General features: G+C 70.0%; 17 protein-coding genes. 12 read left to right on the forward strand and 5 right to left on the reverse strand.

Going from position 1 to position 19,920, the window contains the following annotated elements; translation table 11 throughout:
* Positions 1–115: 115 nt before the first annotated feature.
* From ACT3TD_RS03670 to ACT3TD_RS03690, 5 genes are all read left to right on the forward strand, one after another.
* Positions 116–1,192 (forward strand): LacI family DNA-binding transcriptional regulator, encoded by a 1,077-nt coding sequence (locus ACT3TD_RS03670; RefSeq protein WP_441582265.1) that lies wholly within the window; start codon positions 116–118, stop codon positions 1,190–1,192.
* A complete protein-coding gene (locus ACT3TD_RS03675; protein ID WP_441578722.1) occupies positions 1,189–1,956 on the forward strand; it encodes an ABC transporter permease in 768 nt (255 codons plus the stop codon). The genes ACT3TD_RS03670 and ACT3TD_RS03675 overlap by 4 nt, the downstream gene beginning before the upstream one ends.
* On the forward strand, positions 1,953–2,729 hold the full coding sequence (locus ACT3TD_RS03680; RefSeq protein WP_301442900.1) for an ABC transporter ATP-binding protein: 777 nt from the start codon (positions 1,953–1,955) through the stop codon (positions 2,727–2,729). The genes ACT3TD_RS03675 and ACT3TD_RS03680 overlap by 4 nt, the downstream gene beginning before the upstream one ends.
* On the forward strand, positions 2,723–3,757 hold the full coding sequence (locus tag ACT3TD_RS03685; RefSeq protein ID WP_444614700.1) for an ABC transporter substrate-binding protein: 1,035 nt from the start codon (positions 2,723–2,725) through the stop codon (positions 3,755–3,757). The genes ACT3TD_RS03680 and ACT3TD_RS03685 overlap by 7 nt, the downstream gene beginning before the upstream one ends.
* A 114-nt stretch (positions 3,758–3,871) precedes the next feature.
* Entirely contained in the window at positions 3,872–4,075 is a 204-nt protein-coding gene (locus ACT3TD_RS03690; RefSeq protein ID WP_301442902.1) for a hypothetical protein, read from the forward strand.
* A 102-nt stretch (positions 4,076–4,177) separates the two neighbouring features.
* Here the strand turns inward: ACT3TD_RS03690 and ACT3TD_RS03695 are convergent, their stop codons facing one another.
* The 3 genes from ACT3TD_RS03695 to ACT3TD_RS03705 form a co-directional block, all read right to left on the reverse strand.
* The gene (locus ACT3TD_RS03695) at positions 4,178–5,029 is read right to left on the reverse strand and encodes an SDR family oxidoreductase (protein WP_441578724.1); all 852 of its coding nucleotides are present in this window, start codon (positions 5,027–5,029) and stop codon (positions 4,178–4,180) included.
* 64 nt (positions 5,030–5,093) lie between these two features.
* Positions 5,094–6,539 carry a mycothione reductase gene (mtr, locus tag ACT3TD_RS03700; protein WP_441582264.1) on the reverse strand — a complete coding sequence of 482 codons (1,446 nt, stop codon included), beginning with the start codon at positions 6,537–6,539 and terminating at the stop codon, positions 5,094–5,096.
* Between the two features lie 181 nt (positions 6,540–6,720).
* A complete protein-coding gene (locus ACT3TD_RS03705) occupies positions 6,721–7,881 on the reverse strand; it encodes an alpha/beta hydrolase (RefSeq protein WP_441578726.1) in 1,161 nt (386 codons plus the stop codon).
* 202 nt (positions 7,882–8,083) lie between these two features.
* Here ACT3TD_RS03705 and mqo point away from each other — a divergent pair, with 202 nt between their 5' ends.
* Positions 8,084–9,586, forward strand: coding sequence for a malate dehydrogenase (quinone) (gene mqo, locus ACT3TD_RS03710; protein WP_444614701.1), 1,503 nt, complete (start codon positions 8,084–8,086; stop codon positions 9,584–9,586).
* Between the two features lie 22 nt (positions 9,587–9,608).
* Positions 9,609–10,622 (forward strand): uroporphyrinogen-III C-methyltransferase, encoded by a 1,014-nt coding sequence (gene cobA, locus ACT3TD_RS03715; protein ID WP_441578728.1) that lies wholly within the window; start codon positions 9,609–9,611, stop codon positions 10,620–10,622.
* 41 nt (positions 10,623–10,663) lie between these two features.
* Here the strand turns inward: cobA and yaaA are convergent, their stop codons facing one another.
* The gene (gene yaaA, locus ACT3TD_RS03720) at positions 10,664–11,443 is read right to left on the reverse strand and encodes a peroxide stress protein YaaA (RefSeq protein ID WP_441578729.1); all 780 of its coding nucleotides are present in this window, start codon (positions 11,441–11,443) and stop codon (positions 10,664–10,666) included.
* A gap of 51 nt (positions 11,444–11,494) precedes the next feature.
* Between yaaA and ACT3TD_RS03725 the strand changes: the two genes are divergently transcribed.
* A complete protein-coding gene (locus ACT3TD_RS03725) occupies positions 11,495–13,249 on the forward strand; it encodes a proline--tRNA ligase (protein WP_301443741.1) in 1,755 nt (584 codons plus the stop codon).
* Positions 13,250–13,573: 324 nt separating this feature from the next.
* Here ACT3TD_RS03725 and ACT3TD_RS03730 read toward each other — a convergent pair whose 3' ends face one another.
* Positions 13,574–14,542: a hypothetical protein gene (locus ACT3TD_RS03730; protein WP_441578730.1), complete on the reverse strand. Its 969-nt coding sequence runs from the start codon at positions 14,540–14,542 to the stop codon at positions 13,574–13,576.
* Between the two features lie 42 nt (positions 14,543–14,584).
* Here ACT3TD_RS03730 and rimP point away from each other — a divergent pair, with 42 nt between their 5' ends.
* The 4 genes from rimP to infB all read left to right on the forward strand — a co-directional run bounded on the left by rimP (position 14,585) and on the right by infB (position 19,892).
* Positions 14,585–15,142: a ribosome maturation factor RimP gene (gene rimP, locus ACT3TD_RS03735; RefSeq protein ID WP_301444236.1), complete on the forward strand. Its 558-nt coding sequence runs from the start codon at positions 14,585–14,587 to the stop codon at positions 15,140–15,142.
* The gene (gene nusA, locus ACT3TD_RS03740; RefSeq protein WP_301444237.1) at positions 15,139–16,248 is read left to right on the forward strand and encodes a transcription termination factor NusA; all 1,110 of its coding nucleotides are present in this window, start codon (positions 15,139–15,141) and stop codon (positions 16,246–16,248) included. Before rimP ends, nusA begins: the two co-directional genes overlap by 4 nt.
* A 132-nt stretch (positions 16,249–16,380) precedes the next feature.
* Positions 16,381–16,791, forward strand: a complete 411-nt coding sequence (locus ACT3TD_RS03745; protein ID WP_441578732.1) for a YlxR family protein — start codon at positions 16,381–16,383, stop codon at positions 16,789–16,791.
* 125 nt (positions 16,792–16,916) lie between these two features.
* Positions 16,917–19,892, forward strand: a complete 2,976-nt coding sequence (gene infB, locus ACT3TD_RS03750) for a translation initiation factor IF-2 (RefSeq protein ID WP_444614702.1) — start codon at positions 16,917–16,919, stop codon at positions 19,890–19,892.
* Positions 19,893–19,920: the final 28 nt, after the last annotated feature.

The raw sequence follows: 19,920 nt of genomic DNA on the forward strand, positions 1-19,920 counted from the left end.
CAGCGCGGGCAGCAGCGTGAACCGATTGGATCGTGGTGAGTGAAACGTTTCACACCACATCGGCCCGCCCCTACATTGGGCGGCGTCCCACCGGCAGACTGCAAGGAGAACGACCATGCCGAACACATCCCGGGGAACGCGCCGCCGCGCGACCCTGGCCGACGTCGCAGCCCACGCGGGCGCGTCCACCACGGCGGTGAGCTACGTGGTGAGCGGGAGCCCGCGCCCGGTGTCGGACGCCCTGCGCGCCCGTATCGAGGCCGCGCTCGTCGACCTCGACTACCGCCCCGACCGCACCGCCCGCGCACTGCGCACCGGCGCGGCCACCGCCATGCTCGGACTGCTCGTGCCCCACGTGACCATGCCCTTCTTCTCCCGCGTGGCCGACGCGGTCGAACGCGTGGCAGGACGTCACGACCACCTCGTGCTGTTCGCCAACACCGACTTCGACCCGGCGAAGGAGGCGGACGCCGCGTCCCGGCTGATCGACGCGGGCGTCTCCGGCATCATCGTGCTGGGCGAGGGCGACGCCGCGGCGACCGAGGCGGTCTGTGCCGCGGCCCGGGTCCCGGTGGTGTGGGTGAACAACACCCGCGGCCTGGACAGTTCCGGTGTGAGCGGCGGTGGTGTGGTCTCCGCCGACCATGCCCACGCCGGCGCGTTGGCGACCAGGCACGTCCTCGCCACCGGCGCCACGCGCCCGGTCTTCGTGGGCGGGTTCACCGACGAGGAGACCGGAGGGGTGCGACGCGACACGGTGCAGCGTCGCTACGACGGGTTCCGCACGGCACTCGGCGCGCAGGACGCCGCGGCGCCGCGCATCCCCACCGACCTCACGGCCGCGGACGCCTACCGGGCCGTCACCGACCACCTTCAGGCGTCCGGCACCGGTGCGCCGGTGGCGGACGCCTTCGTCGTCGGTACCTACGGTCAGGCGGGGGCCGTCCTGCGGGCGCTGACGGACGCAGGACGCGACGTCCCCGGTGGCGTCTCCGTCGTCACCTTCGACGGCGGACCGGTGACCGGACACGAGTTCTTCCCGCTCACCAGCGTCCGGCAGGACCTGGACGCCGTGGCGTCCAACGCCCTGGCGCTCATCCGGGGAGCAGGACGGGCAGACGGCCCGCCCGCCCCCGTGCGCTTCACCCTGGAGCAGGGCGCGACGACCGTGGTCCCGGGAGGTGACCGGTGAGTACACGACACATCAGCCGGCTCGTCCCCGCGGCGTGGTTCGCCGGTTCGCTGGCACTGTTTCTGCTGGCCTGGCAGCTCGCCGCCGTCGTCGTCGACGACGCGCAGATGTTCCCCGGCCCGTCCACCGTCGCCGCGGCCGCACGCGGGCTGTACTCCCACGGCTACCTCGCCGACAACGTGGTGCCGTCACTGACCCGAGTCGTCGTCGGATTCGCGCTGGGCGCCGGCGCGGGCGTGGTCCTCGGACTCGCGACCGGAAGGATCGCCCTGGTCAGCAGGCTGCTCGGCCCGATTCTGGTGCTGCTGCGTCCGGTGCCCGCCATCGCGCTGGTACCGGTGGCGATCGTGTGGCTGGGCATCGGCGAGGAGTCGAAGTACGCCGTCATCGCCTACGCCGTGGGGCTGACCGTGTGGCTGAACACCCATGCCGGCGCGCTCGCGGTCCCGCAGACCTACCTTCGTGCCGCGACCTCCCTGGGGGTCGGACGGGTACGGCAGTTCCTGGTGGTCGTGCTGCCCGCGGCCTCCCCGTCGATCGTCACGGGACTGCGACTCGGAGCCTCGGTGGCATTCATCAGCCTGATCGCCGCGGAACTGACCGGTGCGTCCTCCGGGATCGGCTTCCAGCTCCAGGAGTCCCGCCAGTACCTCGCCACCGACGCCATGTTCGTGGGACTGGTCACCCTCGGCGTGCTCGGCGCCGCGGTGGACCTGCTGATCAGCACGACCGGACGACAGCTGCTGCGGTGGGAGCGCTCATGAACGCCCCGGGAGCCGTGGAGATCACCGGAGTCTCGAAGCAGTTCACCGCGACCTCCGGACTCGCGGAGACGACACTGTCGCTGGCGCCGGGGTCCTTCCACAGCCTCGTGGGGCCCAGCGGGTGCGGCAAGTCCACGTTGCTGAACATCGCCGCCGGTTTCACCGCACCGGACGCCGGGCAGGTCACGCTCGACGGACGGGTGGTGCGCAGTGCCGGGGCGGACATCGGGGTGGTCTTCCAGCAGTACGCCCTGTTCCCCTGGCTGAGCGCCCGGGCCAACGTCGAGGTCGCGTTGCGGCCGCTGGTGCCGGGGCGTCTACACCGTCGGGCCGTCGCCGAGGAGTACCTGGACAGCGTGCGTATGGCCGGGCACGCCGACAGCTACCCGTCCCGGCTCTCCGGGGGCATGCAGCAGCGTGTCGCCCTGGCACGGGCGCTCGCGGCGGAGCCAGCCCTGCTGCTGATGGACGAACCCTTCGGCGCCCTCGACGCCACGACCCGCCGCCACACCCAGGAACTGCTCACCTCGGTGTGGGCCGAGCGCAGGACCACGGTCCTGTTCGTCACCCACGACGTCGACGAGGCGTTGCTGCTCAGCGACACGGTGCACGTGATGTCCCCGTCCCCGGGGACCGTCGTGGCCGACCACGTCGTGACCACACCCCGCCCGCGTGACGCCACCAACCCCGGTGACGACCACGCCAGCCTGCGCAGGACGATCCTGCGCACCATCGACCACTCGGTCAGAGAGAACCTGAGGACACCATGCTGAACACGTCACCGCACCGGCCACGCCGGGCGCTTCTGGCCCTGGCCACCCTGGCCACCGTGGCCTCCCTCGCAGGGACGTCCGCCTGCTCGGGTGGATCGCAGGACGACTCGCCGGACGGTGCCGACGTCTCGCTCGGCTGGTCCGCGGGCTGGACGGCCCCGCAGATCGCCGTGGCGGGGGAGGAGGGCTACTGGCAGGACCACGGGCTCGACGTCGCCACGACCCCCTTCGACAGCGGCAGGGACGCCCTCGAGGCACTGCTCGGCGGGGGCGTCGACGCCGCCGTCCTCACCGAGTTCCCGCTGGCGGCAGCCGCGCTGCGCGACCAGGACGTGACCGCGGTCGCGGCGCTGAGCAGCTACGACAACTACCGGGTCATCGGGAACAGGAGTTCCGGTGTCGAGGACATCGGCTCGCTCGACGGCAAGAAGGTCGGGGTCACGCTGGGCACCAACATGAACTTCATCCTCGACGAACTGCTCGCCGAGAACGACGTCGACGCCGAGATCGTCAACATCGGGCCGGCGGACTTCGCCACCTCCCTGGCGAATGGCGACATCGACGCCGGGCTGATGTTCGACACCTTCTACGAGCCGACCCGTACGGCCCTCGGCGACGACTACGTGGAGATCGAGGTGCCGCCGGAGCTCTACACCGGCACCATGCTGCAGGTGGTCTCCGACACCCTGCTCCGCGAGGCGCCGGGGAAGGTGGACGGCCTGGTCGACGCCGTCGGTGACGCCACCGCCACGATCGCCGACGACCCGGAGGGTTCCCGCGCGATCCTGGCGGAGAGCCTCGTCGGATCCGGCGGCGGCGGAAGCGGCGTTGTGGACGAGGCCACCGTGAGGGAGCGCTGGGACGAGTACGACTACGCCCCCTCGGACTCCTCCGCACTGCGCGACCTGATGGTCAGGGAAGGCGAGTGGATCCGGGAGAGTGGTGGCTCGGACAGTGGTGGTCAGGAAGGTGGCGGCGAGGACGTGGGGGAGAAGGTGGACGGCGTCCTCGACCCCGGGAGGCTCTAGTTCAGGGGGTGGCATTACCCCCATTAATGTCACGGTCCGGTAACGATTGGTTATGCTTTGAGACGAGACACCGTAAACGGCATTTACTGTACACACCACGAAAGGTAGATTCTCATGGATCTCAGCATCGTCAGCTCCCTCGGCGACGGCATCTCCACCCTCCTGCACGGCCTCTGGCAGGGCTTCAAGCAGGTCCTGGACTCCGTCGGCGGATCCGCCGCGGGCATCGAGGGCACCATCGGCAGCGGCGAGCACAACCAGGACGTCTCCGGCTCCATCGCCGACGTCATCGGCAGCGCCGGCGGTTCCTCGAACTAGGTTCGCGCCGCCACCGCAACGGGCAACCCCACAGGATGGTCACACCACCCTGTGGGGTTACCCGCTGCGTAGGGGAGGCGCGGCGGCCACGCGTCCTGCCCTCTAAGACCCCTGCGACGCCCAGCGGAAGCCCCGGTTCAGCAGCCTCATCACCGCCCGGTACGCCCACGGCATGTTCACCTGCGCCCACCGGCCCACCCGGATGTCGGCACTGGTGTAGACCATGTAGCGGCCCTTGCGCGTGCCGTCCACGATCCTGTCCGCGGCCTCGGCGGGGCTCGCGGCATGCCCCTGGAAGAGCTTCGTCACCTTCGCCACCCGCTTGGCGGACTTGTCAACCCCGTCGATGTCGATGGTGCGCACCAGCGGTGTGTCCACCGCACCCGGTACGGCCACGTGCACGCTCACCCCGTGTGGCGCCAGGTCGAATCGAAGTACCTCGCACATGCCCAGCACCCCGCCCTTGGACGCGGCGTAGGCCGCGTGCCACGGCAGGCCGATGAAGCCGGCTGCGGAGGACACGCAGCACAGCCGGCGCGGACGCGCGTGGCGTCCGGTACCGATCTTCCCTGCCTCGGCCATCGCCGGGGCCAGCGCCTCGACCACGTGCACCGTACCCATCAGGTTCACGTCGATGACCTTGACCCACTTGTCGTGCGGCAGGGTGCGCGGATCGCCCCAGATCGCGATGCCGGCGACGTGGAACACCTCGTCCGGCGCGCCGAACTCCCCGGTGATCCGCGACGCCCATGCGCGCACCTCGTCGATGTCGGTGAGATCGAGCACCTGGTCGTCGAGCAGGGCGCCGGGGCGGATGCCGGTGACGTCGCGCGCCGTGGCGTCCAACCCTGTCTCGTCCCGGTCGACCAGGGCCACCTCGTGGCCCTCGCGCGCCAGGCGCAACGCCACCTCGCGTCCTATCCCGGACGCTGCTCCGGTCACCACACACCGCATCGTCGGGCCTCCTGTGAAGTCGAGGGTTTCGGCTGCAAACCTACCGCCGAACCTACCGCCGAACCTACCGCAGCTCCAGACCCAGCACCGCGTTCTCCACCAGCTCGCTCAGCGAGGGGTGCGGCCAGTACTGCTTCGTGGCGAACTCCTGCAGGTCCAGGTCGAACTCGATGGCGGTGACCAGCAGCTGGATCAGCGTGGCGGCCTGCGGGCCCATGATGTGGGCGCCGAGCAGGCGGTGCGAGTCGGCGTCGGCGATGAGCTTGCAGAACCCGGTGGTGTCCTCCATCGCCCAGCCGTAGGCCACGTCGGAGTACTCCTGCACCTTCACCGTGACGGTACGGCCGTTGTCGGACGCCCAGGCGCGTGCCTCGTCCTCGCTCATGCCCACGTACCCGATCTGCGGGTGGGAGAAGATGCCGCCGGGCACGTTGTCGTGCTTGAACGCCTCGAGCCCGGCAGGATCGGCGGCAGGTGCAGCGACGTTGTGGAACACCGCGCGGGCCTCCTGGTTCGCCACGTGCTTGAGCTGCAGCTCGTTGGCGGCGTCGCCCAGCGCCCACACCCCGGCGGCGGACGTGCGCCCGTAGTCGTCGACGAGGATCCGTCCGTCCTCGGCCAGTTCCACACCGCCGGCCGACGCATTGAGCAGGTCGCCGTTCGGCACCCGGCCCTGGGCGAGGAGCAGCTCGTCGGCGGCGATCTCGCGGCCGTCGTCCAGCGTGAGGGTGACCAGGCCGCCGTCGGCGCGTGCGTCGGTGACGGTGCGTCCCAGCACGTTCGTCCACTGTGAGCCGGACGCCTCGGTGAAGCGCGAGGACACCGTCTCGTCGAAGCGGCGCAGCAGACGCTCGGAGCGGTTGACGACCGTCACGTCCACCCCCAGCGCGGAGAAGACGTGGGCGAACTCCACGGCGATGATGCCGCCGCCGAGGATCACCATCGTGCGCGGCAGGTTCTCCATGCGCATCACGTCGATGTTCGTGCGGTAGGGCACGCCGGACGCCTCGATCACCGGCGGCACCCACGTGCGCGTGCCGGTCGCCAGGATCACCTGGTCGCCGGTGATCGTCCGGGCGTCCTGCCCCTCGCCGATGCGCAGGGTGCGCTCGCCGGTGAAGGACGCAATGTCGCTGAACAGGGTGATGTTCGGCGTCTCCTCGCCGCGGCGGTACTGCTCGCCGCCGCGGGAGATCGGGTCGATACGCCGACCGAAGACGCGCTCCTTCAGAGCCTCCCAGTCGACCCGCCAGCCGGCGACCGGTGCCGGGGCGTCCGCGGCACCGCCGACGGGGTAGAGGTTATAGCGCGAGGCGTCCGACAGCTCGCGGGCGACGTCGGCGGCGTAGACGTACATCTTCGTCGGGATGCAGCCGACGTTGATGCAGGTCCCGCCGAAGATGCCCTTCTCCACGATGGCGATCCGGCGGTCGTTGAGCTCCTCGGGGATGGAGTTGCCCGAGCCGGTGCCCACGATGATCAGGTCGAAGTGTTCTGGAGTCTCAGTCATTCCCCCGATGGTACGCAGCGGCGCGTGACCGCTCCCGGGGACGCCTGCTTGTCTCGTGCTTGTCGCGCGGATGGTGGGCGGATGTTGCGCGATCACCCTTCCAGGTAGGCGATCGGCCCGAAACCCTTCCTGGGCGGGCGACTATTTCACAGTTCCGCTACTCCGCTACTCCACAGTTCCGCTACTCCGCGGCGCCGGGGAGCCAGGCGTCCACCGCGGCGAAGGCGTCGGCTCGTACCGCGGGGGAGGACAGGAAGATGTCGTGCATCGCCCCGGGCACCACGCGCACCTCGCAGGACGGGTCGACCAGCGGTGCGGCGGCCACCATCTGCGCCGGACGCAGCACGGTGTCGGTCACGTACGAGCTCGGCTCCGGCACCTTCGCGCCCGAACCGCCAGCCCCGCCGGACGCACCGGACGCACCGGACGTGTCCGCCACCATGCGGCCGGCGCCGTGCGCGTCGGAGCACAGCAGCAGCGTGGGCACCCCGGTGGAGAACCCGCCGGTGTGCAGCTTGTTGATCTCCTTGCTCACCCCGACCAGCCAGCTGACCTGCTTGGGACGCGGCGAGGTCGGCTTGTACTCCAGGTCGTAGTCCCATTCGCCGTTGCGCGAGACGTGCAGGCTGTAGCCGTAGCTGGGGTTGATGCCCCCGGGCACGTGCCACGTCGGCCAGATGCCGGAGACCAGCGGGAAGAGCCGCCGGATGATGAAGTTCGTCGCGGCGTCGAACTGCAGGTCCAGCCACGGGCTGTTGAGCACGACGGCGTCCACGCTGTCGTGCAGGACGCCGCGGGCCTCGTCGCCGAGACGGGCGGCGGCGTGCAGCCGGGCGACGAACATCGTCACGTCCAGCCCGCCGGTGGAGTGGCCCACCAGGGTGGTGCTGCCGTGGCCGGCGCTGAGCATCGAGAGCGCCACGGCGAGGTCCTCGTCGTAGAGGGACTGTGAACTCACGTGGTGCCAGGTCTGGCCCTCGCGGTGGGAGCGTCCGCACTTGCGCAGGTCGATGCCGTAGACGGCGTAGCCGAGTCCGTGGAAGTGTTCGGCGACGTGGGTCTGGAAGAAGTAGTCGGTCATGCCGTGGACGAACAGCACCGCCGGACGCTCCCCCCATTCCGGTGTGTCCTGCGGGCGGTACCGGACGAGGGTGGCGCACACGGTGCCTGGTTCGCCCCCACGTCCGGCGGAGGTCTCCTCGTCCGGGTCGATCCCGAAATCGACGGTGTGGCGGGAGTACCCGTCGCCCAGGAGATCGGGCTCGAAGGCCAGTTCATGGACGCTTTGTCCGAGGGGCCGGGACAGGACGCTGGCGAGATTCTGGTGGCTGAGGGCGTTCACGGAAGGCAAGTCTAGTGCCCCTCGGGTGCGGCCCGTCGTGGCGTGCGGGGGCAGGACCGGTCCCGGCGCCGGCGGTGGGGGCGGGTTGTACGGGCGAGCGACCCGGGACGTATCATCGCACCATTGTGGACGCCGCGTGTGGTTTATGGGACTGCCCTTGGGGCAGCCCGGACGATCACCGGGTTGCGGCGAACAAGCAGCGATGAAAAGGATTGAGCTTAACGTGTCACCTTCCCAGAATGATCACGTCGACGTCGCCCTCATCGGCGCCGGTGTCATCTCCACCACCCTGTCCGTGATGCTGCGTCAGCTCCAGCCCGACTGGAGCCAGCTGATCATCGAGCGCATGGACGTCCCCGGGGCAGAGTCCTCCTCGCCGTGGAACAACGCCGGCACCGGCCACTCGGCCCTGTGCGAGCTCAACTACACGCCCGAGGTCAACGGCAAGATCGACATCTCCAAGGCCGTGGGCATCAACGAGAAGTTCCAGGCCTCCCGCCAGTTCTGGTCCTACCTCGTGGAGAACGGCACCCTGGGCGAGCCCAGCGAGTGGATCAACAAGACCCCGCACACCTCCTTCGGCCACGGCGCGGCACAGGTGGACTACATCAAGGCCCGCTACGAGGCCCTGAAGGACCACCCGCTGTTCCCGAACATGCACTACACCGACTCGGAGGAGGTCTTCTCCGAGAAGCTTCCGCTGATGGCCGACGGCCGTGACTTCCACGAGCCGGTCGCGATCTCCTGGACGGACGCCGGCACGGACATCAACTACGGTGCCCTGACCCGCCAGTACCTCGACGCCGTCACGGCCGAGGGCGTGGAGGTGCGCTACGGCAACGAGGTCACCAACATCACCCGCGAGGGCTCCGGCTGGAAGATCGCCGTGAAGAACCTGCACAACGGCGACAAGTCCACCGTGCACGCGAACTTCGTGTTCGTCGGCGCCGGCGGAATGGCCCTGCCGCTGCTGCAGAAGGCCGGCATTCCGGAGATCCGCGGCTACGCCGGTTTCCCGATCTCCGGCGAGTGGCTGCGCTGCACCAACGAGGAGCTCATCGAGCAGCACTCGGCGAAGGTGTACGGCAAGGCCGCCAAGGGCGCCCCGCCGATGTCGGTGCCGCACCTGGACACCCGCATCATCGACGGCAAGAAGGGCCTGCTGTTCGGCCCGTACGCCGGCTGGACGCCGAAGTTCCTGAAGAACGGTTCGCTGCTGGACCTGTTCAAGTCCCTGCGCCCGGGCAACATCCCGTCCTACCTGGGTGTCGCCGCCCAGGAGATGGGGCTCACGAAGTACCTCGTCGAGGAGCTGCTGAAGGACCAGGCCGCCCGCGTGGAGTCGCTGCGCGAGTACATGCCCAACGTCGACGGCAAGGACTGGGAGCTGGTCACCGCCGGTCAGCGCGTCCAGGTCATCAAGCCGATCGGTGCGCCGAAGTTCGGTTCGCTGGAGTTCGGCACCGCGCTGATCAACTCCGGTGACGGCTCGATCGCCGGCCTGATGGGTGCCTCCCCGGGCGCCTCCATCGCCCCCTCGGCGATGATCGAGGTGCTGGAGCGCTGCTTCGGCAACCGCATGGCAGACTGGGCCCCGAAGCTCAAGGAGATGATCCCCTCCTACGGCGGACGCATCTCCAAGGACACCGCGCTGTTCAACGAGCAGTGGGAGCGCAGCCAGAAGACCCTGAAGCTCGGCGACTAGCAGGGGACTAGACTGCACGACCATGAGTCTTGTGTTGACCGGTGTGCCGGTGCTCGTGGTGGACGGCCCGGACGCGGCCGTCACCGCCGAGCTGCTTCGTGACCAGGGGGCCGTCCCCACGGTGGGACGTGCCGGGGACGTACCGGGGGACGCGCATTTCGCGCTGGTGCGCGTACCCGCGGCCACCGCGCAGGACGCAGCGTCCGACGCCGTCGCCTGGGCCGCCGCACACGGCGTCCCGGTGGACGACCGGCGGGCGGGGGAGACCACCGTCGCGAGTGCCGGCGCTGAAGGCACAGTCACGCTCGTCGGCGGTGGCCCGGGGGACGCCGACCTGGTCACCGTCGCCGGTGTACGCGCGGTGCAGGAGGCCGACGTCGTCCTGGCCGACCACCTCGGCGCGGTGACGCTGGCAGAGGAAGCCGCCGAGCGCGGTGCGGAGGTCATCGACGTGGCCAAGATCCCGTACTCCCGCCAGGTCTCCCAGGACCGCATCAACGAGCTCATGGTCGAGCGCGCGCTGGCCGGTCACCGGGTGGTGCGTCTCAAGGGCGGGGACCCCTACATCTTCGGGCGTGGCCACGAGGAGGTGCAGGCCTGCGTGGACGCCGGTGTGCCCGTGCGGGTGATCCCCGGGGTGACCTCGGTGACCTCCGCGCCGGCGGCGGCCGGGCTCTCCCTGACCCACCGCGGCCTGAACCACGACGTCACGGTCGTGTCCGGCCACGTGCCGCCGGGGCACCCGAAGTCGCTGGTGAACTGGCCGGCGGTCGCGGGGCTGACCGGCACGCTGGTGCTGATCATGGCCGTGCGCAACGCCGGGGCGATCGCCGCGGAACTGGTGGCCCGCGGGCGCGACGCGTCAACGCCGGCGGTCGTGGTGGAGAACGCCTCGACCCCGCAGCAGCGCGTCACCACCGCGACCCTGGACACCCTGGGCTCGACCATCGAGGAGCAGGGACTCGGCTCGCCTGCGATCATCGTCATCGGCGAGGCCGCGGCCCGGCGCATCGACGAAGCGGCGCAGTCCAGCTGATCCGCCGCACGGAAGTGTTACCACTCTCCGGCCGCGAGCGGTCACACCACCAGCGTCAGCGAGTCGGCCGGAGCCTTCCCGGCGCTGTTCGCCTGGTTGACCTCGACGGTCAGCCCGGCGTTGCGGGCGATCTCGGCGACACCCTCCACGTCCCCCGGGGTGGTCAGATCCACGTCCGCCGACGCCAGCTCGCGGGCCAGCAGGCCCTTGTAGTGCTTGTTGAAGTGGCTGACGACCTTGCGTGAGCCGTCCTCCCGCACGGACTCCACCCGCACCGTCACCGCACCGGGCAGGCGTCCGAGCTGGCGGTAGCCGCCGGAGCGCAGGTCCACCACCGTGCCGGGCACCTGCCGCAGCGCCTCGGTCACCGCCGAACCCCAGCGTGCCTTCATCGTCGGCGGCGTGGCCGGGGCGTCCTGCCCCTCGCGGGTCGGCAACTTCGTGCCGGACGAGAGCCGGTAGTGCGGCACCGGGTCGTCCGCGGAGAGCACACCGAAGAGCGCCGACCCCACCCCCAGGCGGGCCCTGGCGGGCACCGAAAGGGTGGTCACGTCGAGGGCGTCGTAGAGCACGCCGGTGTAGCGCCGGATGGCCGGGACGGTGGGGGCGGACAGCAGCCGGGTGTTGGCCTCCGCCTCGCCGCGCAGGGTCTCCGAAATACCGAGAACGTCCAGCGCAGCGTCCGGTTCCAGGGCGGAGAGGTCGGCGATGTTGCGGCGCCGGATCTCGTTCAGTGAGGGAAATGAGAGGGAGTCGAGATCCAGGGCCGGGCCGTCGCCGCCGGACGCCTTCGTTTCGGACGGGGGGAGCAGGATAAACATGCGGTACACCCTAGCGATACACACATACTGCTTTGAACTAGAGTACCGGTCATGATCACCCGGATGTCGTCCCTTTTCCTGCGCACCCTGCGCGACGACCCTGCGGACGCAGAGGTCCCCAGCCACAAGCTTCTGGTGCGTGCCGGGTATATCCGCCGGGCGGCTCCGGGCGTGTACTCCTGGCTGCCGCTGGGCCTGCGGGTGCTGCGCAACGTGGAGAAGGTCGTCCGTGAGGAGATGGCCGCCATCGGCGCCCAGGAGATCAGCCTGCCGGCGCTGCTGCCGCGTGAGGCCTACGAGGCGTCGGGACGCTGGGAGGAGTTCGGCAACTCGCTGTTCCGTCTCAAGGACCGCAAGGGGCAGGACTACCTGCTGGGCCCGACCCACGAGGAGCTGTTCACCTCGTTGGTGAAGGGGGAGTACAACTCCTACAAGGACTTCCCGGTCACCCTGTACCAGATCCAGAACAAGTACCGCGACGAGGAGCGTCCGCGTGCCGGCATCCTGCGCGGCCGTGAGTTCATCATGAAGGACTCCTACTCCTTCACCATGGATGATGAGGGCCTTGAGCAGGCCTACCAGGCGCACCGTCGCGCCTACCAGGCGGTCTTCGACCGGCTGGGCGTGGAGTACGCGATCTGTGCGGCCACGTCCGGCGCGATGGGTGGCTCGGCCTCCGAGGAGTTCCTGGCGATCTCCCCGAACGGCGAGGACACCTTCGTGCGCGCCACCGACGGCGACTACGCCGCCAACGTCGAGGCCGTCGTGACCCCGCACCCGCAGGAGCGTGAGGTGGACGGGCTGCCCGAGGCCACGGTGTACGAGACACCGGACGCCCCGACGATGGACTCGCTCGTGCAGTGGGCACGCACCGAGGGCATCACGGTCGACGGTCGGGAGGTGCAGCTCACCGACACGCTCAAGTGCCTGCTGGTCAAGGTCACCGAGCCCGGCGGCGAGCCGGAGCTCACCGGTGTCCTGCTGCCCGGTGACCGCGAGGCCGACATGAAGCGCCTGGAGGCCTCGCTGGAGCCGGCGACGGTGGAGCTCGCCGACGACAAGGACTTCGCCGCCAACCCCTTCCTGGCCAAGGGCTACGTCGGCCCGCGGGGCCTGGCGGACAACGACGTGCGCGTGCTCGCCGACCCGCGCATCGTGACCGGCACGTCCTGGATCACCGGGGCGGACAAGGCCAACCACCACGTGGTCAACATGGTCGCCGGACGCGACTTCACCCCGGACGGCTACGTCGAGGCCGCCAACGTGCGCGAGGGCGACGAGGCACCGGAGGGCATGGGCACGCTCACCCTGGAGCGCGGCATCGAGATCGGCCACATCTTCCAGCTCGGCCGCAAGTACACCGAGGCCTTCGACGTGCAGATCCTGGACGTCAACGGCAAGCGCTCGGTGCCCACGATGGGCTCCTACGGCCTGGGCGTCTCCCGGCTGATCGCGGTGCTCGCCGAGCAGATGCACGACGACAAGGGTCTGCGCTGGCCCAGCGAGGTCGCCCCCTACGACGTGCACGTGGTCATCGCCAACAAGGACGCCGCCGCCGGCGAGGCCGCCGAGAACCTGACCGCCAAGCTGGCCGAGGCCGGCCTGGAGGTGCTGTTCGACGACCGCCCGAAGGTCAGCCCCGGCGTGAAGTTCAAGGACGCCGAGCTGCTGGGCGTGCCCCTGGTGTTCGTGGTCGGCCGCGGTTTCGCCGAGGGCACCGTGGAACTGCGCAACCGGCTCACCGGCGACGTGGACAACATCGCCTACACCACCGCGGTGGACCTCTTCCTGGAGCGCCGCGGCTAGACGTCCCGCCCGTCCGGGCCCTCCCACCTTGAGCCCTCAGGTCGCTCGCGCGGCCCTGGGGCGACCTGTACGCTCAAGGTGCACACAGCACGCCACGAGTCGTGAGGAGGTGAGAGTCTCGGACAGGAATACGTCACACGTTTCCCGCCTCGCGGGGAGCCGGAAGATGGACCCGGAGCAGCTTCAGGAGCACCTGAAGCTACGCACCAGGGCCCGACGGATCCCCGACAAGAAGAAGCAGAACGAGCGAAGGGCCTGCCGGAACACCCGGCGGGCCCTTCCCGCGTCTGTGACCGCCTGTGCGGAGCCGGCTACCGGGACCGCCTACTCGCCGCGCACGCTGACGTCGAGCGGATCCTGGCCCAGGGCGTCCTCCAGGGCGGCCTCCGCACGTGCGGACATGGCGCACAGGGTGGCGACCAGGGCACGGTCGGCGTCGTCGACCTCGTCCACGGCATCGCGCAGGGCGACCGTGACGGCGTGGACGGCCTCGAGCAGGGTGCCCGCGGCCGAGGACGAGTCCGTGGGCGGGGTGAAGTCGTCCGGGGTGCTGTAGCCGACGTCGGCGGCGACCCCGGAGGCAGCGGTGAGCTCGTCGCGCACGGTGCGCATCCGGCTGGCCACGGTGGTGACCGTGGAGCGGTTGGACCCGGCGACCGGCAGTACCACGCCGGAGAGATACACCGCCTGGTTGACCAGTTCGGTGGCCGGGGCCAGCGCCTGCGCGGTCTGCTCGGAGACCTCGCCGTCTTCACCGATACCGCCGAAGCCGAGGTCGAGGAGCTCCTGGTCGATGGCGCTGCCACCGGCGGTGGAGTCGTCGAGGGTGGCCAGTGCGGCGAAGAGCCCGGTGAGCAGGACGGCCCGGCCGCGTTCGGCGTCGTCGTCCGGGGCGGTGTCGCTGTCGGCGTCCTCGCGTTCGATGAGCCGCAGCATCAACTCACGGACGTCGTTGACGTCCGTCGCCTCCCCGGTGCTTCCCCCGGTCGGCTCGCAGCCCTCGGGCGGCTGCCCGTCACGGTCGGTGCCGCACAGTCGCACGATCTCGTCGTTGAGGGCGTCGACCTGTTCGGTGAAGATCGCCGTCCCCCCGGCGGCGTCGGTGCCCTCCAACTCGCCCAGCTGGGCCACGAGCGACTCCAGGCCCTGGTCGGGGCGGGGCGGTTCGCTGGAGCAGGCGGTCAGCGCGCCACCGGTGGCCCCGATGGCCAACGTCGCGGCGACGGCGACGACAGGTCGGACGAGGCGCCCGGGGTGTCGGGCGGGGGACGGGGTGGGATCGCTGGCGTGCACGGTCCCATAGTGCCATCCCGCACCGGTGATAGTCTTCACGGCATGGCTTTCCCTTCTGAACAGGACCTCGCCGAGGTCATCTCCCCGTTGGCCGCGCAGCTCGGCCTCGACCTCGAATCGATCACCGTGACCAGGGCGGGGGCGAAGTCGGCGGTGCGTGTCGCCGTCGACGCCGACGACCGTCCGGACCTCGACCAGCTCGAGGAGCTCAGTCGGGAGGTCTCGGCGGAGTTCGACGCGCGTGAGACGTCCGGCGCGCTGCGCTTCGGCCCGGGGTACACCTTCGAGGTGACCACCCCGGGGCTGGACACGCCGCTGACGCAGCTGCGGCACTTCCGTCGCAACGTCGGACGACTGGTGTCAGTGGGCGGCGAGGCCGCGCGCGTCGCCGCGGTGGAGCAGGAAGACGACACCGTGTGGCTGGTCCTGGACGGCGAGGGCAAGAAGGCCGCCCCCCGCGTCGAGCCCCGCGGATTGGCCTCGGTGGCCGGTGCTTTGGTAGAAGTTGAGTTTTCCGAGCCCCCGGCGGACCAACGTGAGCTGGTGGGCCTTGATCCCGAGAAGTACCGTGCGCTGCACGCGCAGAAGGACGACAAGTGAAAATTGACCTGAGTGCCCTGACCGCCCTGGAGAACATCGAGCACGTGCGCCGCAGCGCGTTGCTGGGGGCGATCTCCGCGGCCCTGCTGGACTCCTACCGGGAGCTGACCAAGGTGGACGGGCCGGCCCGTGTCGAGATCGACCGGACCGACGGCACCGTCACGGTGCTGCGTGTGGAGCGTGACGAGGACGGCAACGTCACCGGGCAGTTCGACGACACCCCGGAGGACTTCGGCCGGGCGGCGGCCAAGGCCGTGCGCGACGCGATCCGTGGTCAGATCAACATCGCCCGGGCGGACTCCACGTACACCCGCTACGCGGATCTGGAGGGCACGGTGGTCTCCGGTGTCGTCAACCGTGACGCCCGCGCCAACGACCGCGGCATCACCGTGGTCCACCTGGGTACCGAGGCCGACGGGCAGGACGGCCTGATCCTGGCCGCCGAGCACATGCCCGGCGAGAAGCTGGAGCACGGCGACCGGGTGAAGTGCTTCGTCACCGCGGTGAACAAGGGGCAGCGTGGGGTGCAGATCCTGCTGTCGCGCACGCACCCGGAGCTGGTGCGTGGCCTGTTCGCCCTCGAGGTCCCGGAGGTCGCCGACGGGTCGGTGGACATCACCGCGATCGCCCGTGAGGCCGGCCACCGCTCGAAGATCGCCGTGACCTCCACGGTCAACGGCCTCAACGCCAAGGGTGCCTGCATCGGCCCGCGCGGCCAGCGTGTCACCGCGATCATGGAGGCGCTCGGCGGGGAGAAGATCGACATCGTCGACCACTCCGACAAGCCGGACGTGTACGTGGGCAACGCCCTGGCACCGTCGAAGGTGGTGCGTGTGGACGTCACCGACCACGACATGCAGGTCGCCCGCGCGATCGTGCCGGACCACCAGCTGTCGCTGGCGATCGGCAAGGAGGGCCAGAACGCCCGCCTGGCCGCCCGGCTAACCGGCTGGAAGATCGACATCCGCCCCGAGTCCGACCCCGACGGCGGCGAGGAGGGCGACCGTGGCGTCCGGCAGGACCGTGCCGACAGTGCCGACGGTGCCGACCGTGACGCGGATGAGCAGAGCGGGAACCAGCCCGGCGACCCGGTGGCGCAGGTCTGACACGCCTGTAATTCAGCGTCCGCACAGGTGGGGGACGTGCGGGGCACCCCGTCGTCGTGGCGGTTGGCCCCGCGGGGCTGTCGCACGTTAGACTGTGTATCGGTCTGACGGCGAGGAGAATAGAGGTTGCACGTGTCTGATCGTGTCACCACCGCCTCGTCGGATGCGGGTCCCCAGCGGACCTGCATCGCCACCCGTGCCGTCCGTCCCGCGTCCGCGCTCCTGCGCTGTGTCGCGGTGAGGGACGTCACCGGTGGGGGAGAGGGCACGACTCGTGTCGTGCCCGATCCCGGACGGCGCCTGCCGGGCCGTGGTGCGTGGATCACCGCGGACGTCAAGGCGTACGAGACCGCCGTACAGCGCCGGGCTTTTGTCCGGGCGCTGAAAGTGTCCGCCGACGTGGACACGACCCCTGTACTGGAGTTCCTGAACACCCGCCCCCGTGGTGGACGTGGGAACGTGCCGGGGCCGTCGACGGGTCGGCAGTCACCGCATCTGACCACCAGCCCGGTGGCCGAGAAGGAAAAGGAAACCGATTACTGATGAGCGCACGATGAAGCAGCATCAGCGATGAGTGTCCAACTGACCTGGAGTCGTACGTAGTCGACCTCGTGGAGTGAAGATCCACGGGCCACCGGCCTGCGACTCCGACATAACGAAGGAGAGCAGTGCCCGGAAAGCTACGTGTCCATGAGCTGGCTAAGCAGCTCGGAACGACAAGCAAGGAACTTCTCGCCACGCTCAAGGAGCAGGGTGAGTTCGTGAAGTCGGCGTCCTCGACGGTGGAACCGCCGGTCGTCAAGAAGATGAAGAACCACTACGGCGCGTCCGCCGAGTCCAAGCAGGACGGCGCCGACGGCGCAGCCCTGCCGGACCTGAGCGGTCAGCCGACCGCCCAGGCGTCCGGCGACGCCGCAGCGGCGAAGCCGGGGCCCGCAACCTCGGCGAAGCCCGGTGCCGCAAAGCCCGGCGCCAAGCCGGGTCCCGCGACCTCGGCGAAGCCCGGTGCCGCAAAGCCCGGTGCGAAGCCTGCCGCGAAGCCCACCCCTGCCCAGGCACGTCCGGCCACCCCGGCCGACGAGGCTCCTGCGCAGGACACGTCTGCAGCCACCACCCCGGCCGCGACGCCTGCCGACGCCAAGACCGACGCCAAGCCTGCCGCGAAGCCGGCGGCAGAGCGTCCGAAGCCGGGTGCGGCGAAGCCCGCCCCCAAGCCCGCCGCGAAGTCCGCCGAGGCGACGCCCGCCTCCGCGCAGGACGCCGCGTCGTCCAAGCCGGGCCCGCGCCCGGGGCCGAAGCCGGGCGGTGCCCGTCCGGGTGCCAAGCCGGGCCCGAAGCCCGGTGGACGCGCCCCGCGCGTGGCCAACAACCCCTTCTCCTCCGGCACGGAGCGTCCCGCACCGCGCCCGCAGGCAGGTCAGGGTGGCCAGGGCGGTCAGGGCTCCAAGTCCGACATGCCTCGTCCCGGTGGTTCCACCGGTCGTCCGGCACCGCGTCCGGGCGGTAGCGGCGCAGCGAAGCCGGGTGGGCGTCGTCCCAGTCCCGCCTCGATGCCCAGCCACCCGAGCCCCGGGCAGATGCCGGCGAAGGCCAGCACCGGTGGCGGCGGCGGTCGTGGCCGTGGCGGCCAGGGCAGCACCGGATCCGGTGGACCCGGTGGTCCCCGCGGTGCACGCGGCGGACGTCGTGGCGGTACCGCAGGTGCCTTCGGCCGTCCCGGTGGCGCACCGCGTCGCGGACGTAAGTCGAAGCGGCAGAAGCGTAACGAGTACGAGGCGATGCAGGCCCCGAGCGTGGTCGGTGGCGTCAAGCTGCCGAACGGCAAGGGCGCGAAGATTCGCCTGCGCCGTGGCGCGTCGCTGTCCGACTTCGCCGAGAAGATCAACGCCGATCCGGCCGCACTGGTCCAGGCGATGTTCAACCTCGGCGAGATGGTCACCGCGACCGCCTCTGTCCCGGACGACACGCTGAAGCTGCTCGGTGACGAGATGGCGTACTCCGTGGAGGTCGTCTCCCCGGAGGACGAGGACCGTGAGCTGCTGAAGTCCTTCGACCTGCAGTTCGGTGAGGACGTCGGTGGTCGTGAGGACCTCCAGCACCGTCCCCCGGTGGTCACCGTCATGGGTCACGTCGACCACGGTAAGACCCGCCTGCTCGACACGGTCCGCAAGACCAACGTCGGTGGCGGCGAGGCCGGCGGCATCACCCAGCACATCGGTGCCTACCAGGTGCCGGTCGAGGTCAACGGTGACGAGCGTCTGCTCACACTGCTGGACACCCCCGGTCACGAGGCGTTCACCGCCATGCGTGCCCGTGGTGCCAAGGCGACGGACATCGCGATCCTCGTGGTCGCCGCGGACGACGGCGTGATGCCGCAGACGGTCGAGGCGATCAACCACGCCAAGGCCGCCGACGTCCCGGTCGTGGTCGCGGTGAACAAGATCGACAAGGAGGGCGCGTCCCCGGAGAAGATCCGTGGCCAGCTCACCGAGTACGGTCTGGTCCCCGAGGAGTACGGCGGCGACACCATGTTCGTCGACATCTCGGCCAAGCAGGGCACGAACATCGAGGACCTCCTCGAGGCCGTCGTCCTGACCGCCGACGCCTCGCTCGAGCTCGTCGCCAACCCGGACATGCCCGCCCAGGGTGTCGCCATCGAGGCGCACCTGGACCGCGGTCGTGGCCCGGTCGCCAACGTCATCATCCAGCGCGGTACGCTGCGCGTCGGTGACTCCATCGTCGTCGGTGACGCCCACGGTCGTGTGCGCCGCATGGTCGACGAGCACGGCGACGACGTCAAGGCCGCAGGCCCGTCGATGCCGGTGCAGGTCCTGGGCCTCACCAGCGTCTCCGGTGCAGGCGACAACCTGCTCGCCGTGGACGACGACCGGACCGCCCGGCAGATCGCCGACCAGCGCAACGCCCGTCGCCGCAACGCGATGCAGGCCCGGTCCCGCAAGCGGATCAGCCTGGAGGACCTGGACAAGGTGCTCAAGGAGACCAGCCAGCTCAACCTCATCCTCAAGGGCGACAACGCCGGTACGGTCGAGGCGCTGGAGGACTCCCTGCTGCAGATCGAGGTCGACGACGAGGTCAGCCTGAACATCATCGACCGCGGTGTGGGTGCTGTCACCCAGACCAACGTCGACCTGGCTGCCGCGTCCGACGCGATCATCATCGGCTTCAACGTCCGTGCGGAGGGCAAGGCCACCGAGGTCGCCAACTCCGAGGGCGTGGAGATCCGGTACTACTCGGTCATCTACGACGCCATCGACGAGGTGGAGCAGGCTCTCAAGGGCATGCTCAAGCCGGTCTACGAGGAGCGCGAGGTCGGTACCGCCGAGATCCGTCAGCTGTTCAAGGCCTCCGCCGTCGGCCTCATCGCCGGTTCGATGGTCCAGACGGGCAAGATGCGCCGCAACGCGCAGATCCGCCTGATCCGCGACGGCAACGTGGTGACCGAGAAGGCCACCATCGAGTCCCTGCGCCGCGAGAAGGACGACGTCACCGAGGTCAGCCACGGTTACGAGTGCGGTATGGTCCTGTCCTACCCGGACATCCAGGTCGGCGACACGATCCAGGCCTACGAGCTGGTCGAGGTCCCGCGCGAGGACGTCAAGAAGGACAAGAAGGACGGCAAGTAGAGTCAGCCGCAGCCTTCGGGCCTGCCGG

This window comes from Corynebacterium sp. AOP36-E1-14, from assembly GCF_052377495.1.
Taxonomy (GTDB): domain Bacteria; phylum Actinomycetota; class Actinomycetes; order Mycobacteriales; family Mycobacteriaceae; genus Corynebacterium.

Bases quoted from the DNA above. Each gene is read 5' to 3' on its own strand.
- ACT3TD_RS03670 (WP_441582265.1), top strand. From the start codon at position 116: ATGCCGAACACATCCCGGGGAACGCGCCGCCGCGCGACCCTGGCCGAC.
- ACT3TD_RS03680 (WP_301442900.1), top strand. From the start codon at position 1,953: ATGAACGCCCCGGGAGCCGTGGAGATCACCGGAGTCTCGAAGCAGTTC.
- ACT3TD_RS03685 (WP_444614700.1), top strand. From the start codon at position 2,723: ATGCTGAACACGTCACCGCACCGGCCACGCCGGGCGCTTCTGGCCCTG.
- ACT3TD_RS03690 (WP_301442902.1), top strand. From the start codon at position 3,872: ATGGATCTCAGCATCGTCAGCTCCCTCGGCGACGGCATCTCCACCCTC.
- ACT3TD_RS03695 (WP_441578724.1), bottom strand. From the start codon at position 5,029: ATGCGGTGTGTGGTGACCGGAGCAGCGTCCGGGATAGGACGCGAGGTG.
- mtr (WP_441582264.1), bottom strand. From the start codon at position 6,539: ATGACTGAGACTCCAGAACACTTCGACCTGATCATCGTGGGCACCGGC.
- mqo (WP_444614701.1), top strand. From the start codon at position 8,084: ATGAAAAGGATTGAGCTTAACGTGTCACCTTCCCAGAATGATCACGTC.
- cobA (WP_441578728.1), top strand. From the start codon at position 9,609: ATGAGTCTTGTGTTGACCGGTGTGCCGGTGCTCGTGGTGGACGGCCCG.
- yaaA (WP_441578729.1), bottom strand. From the start codon at position 11,443: ATGTTTATCCTGCTCCCCCCGTCCGAAACGAAGGCGTCCGGCGGCGAC.
- ACT3TD_RS03725 (WP_301443741.1), top strand. From the start codon at position 11,495: ATGATCACCCGGATGTCGTCCCTTTTCCTGCGCACCCTGCGCGACGAC.
- rimP (WP_301444236.1), top strand. From the start codon at position 14,585: ATGGCTTTCCCTTCTGAACAGGACCTCGCCGAGGTCATCTCCCCGTTG.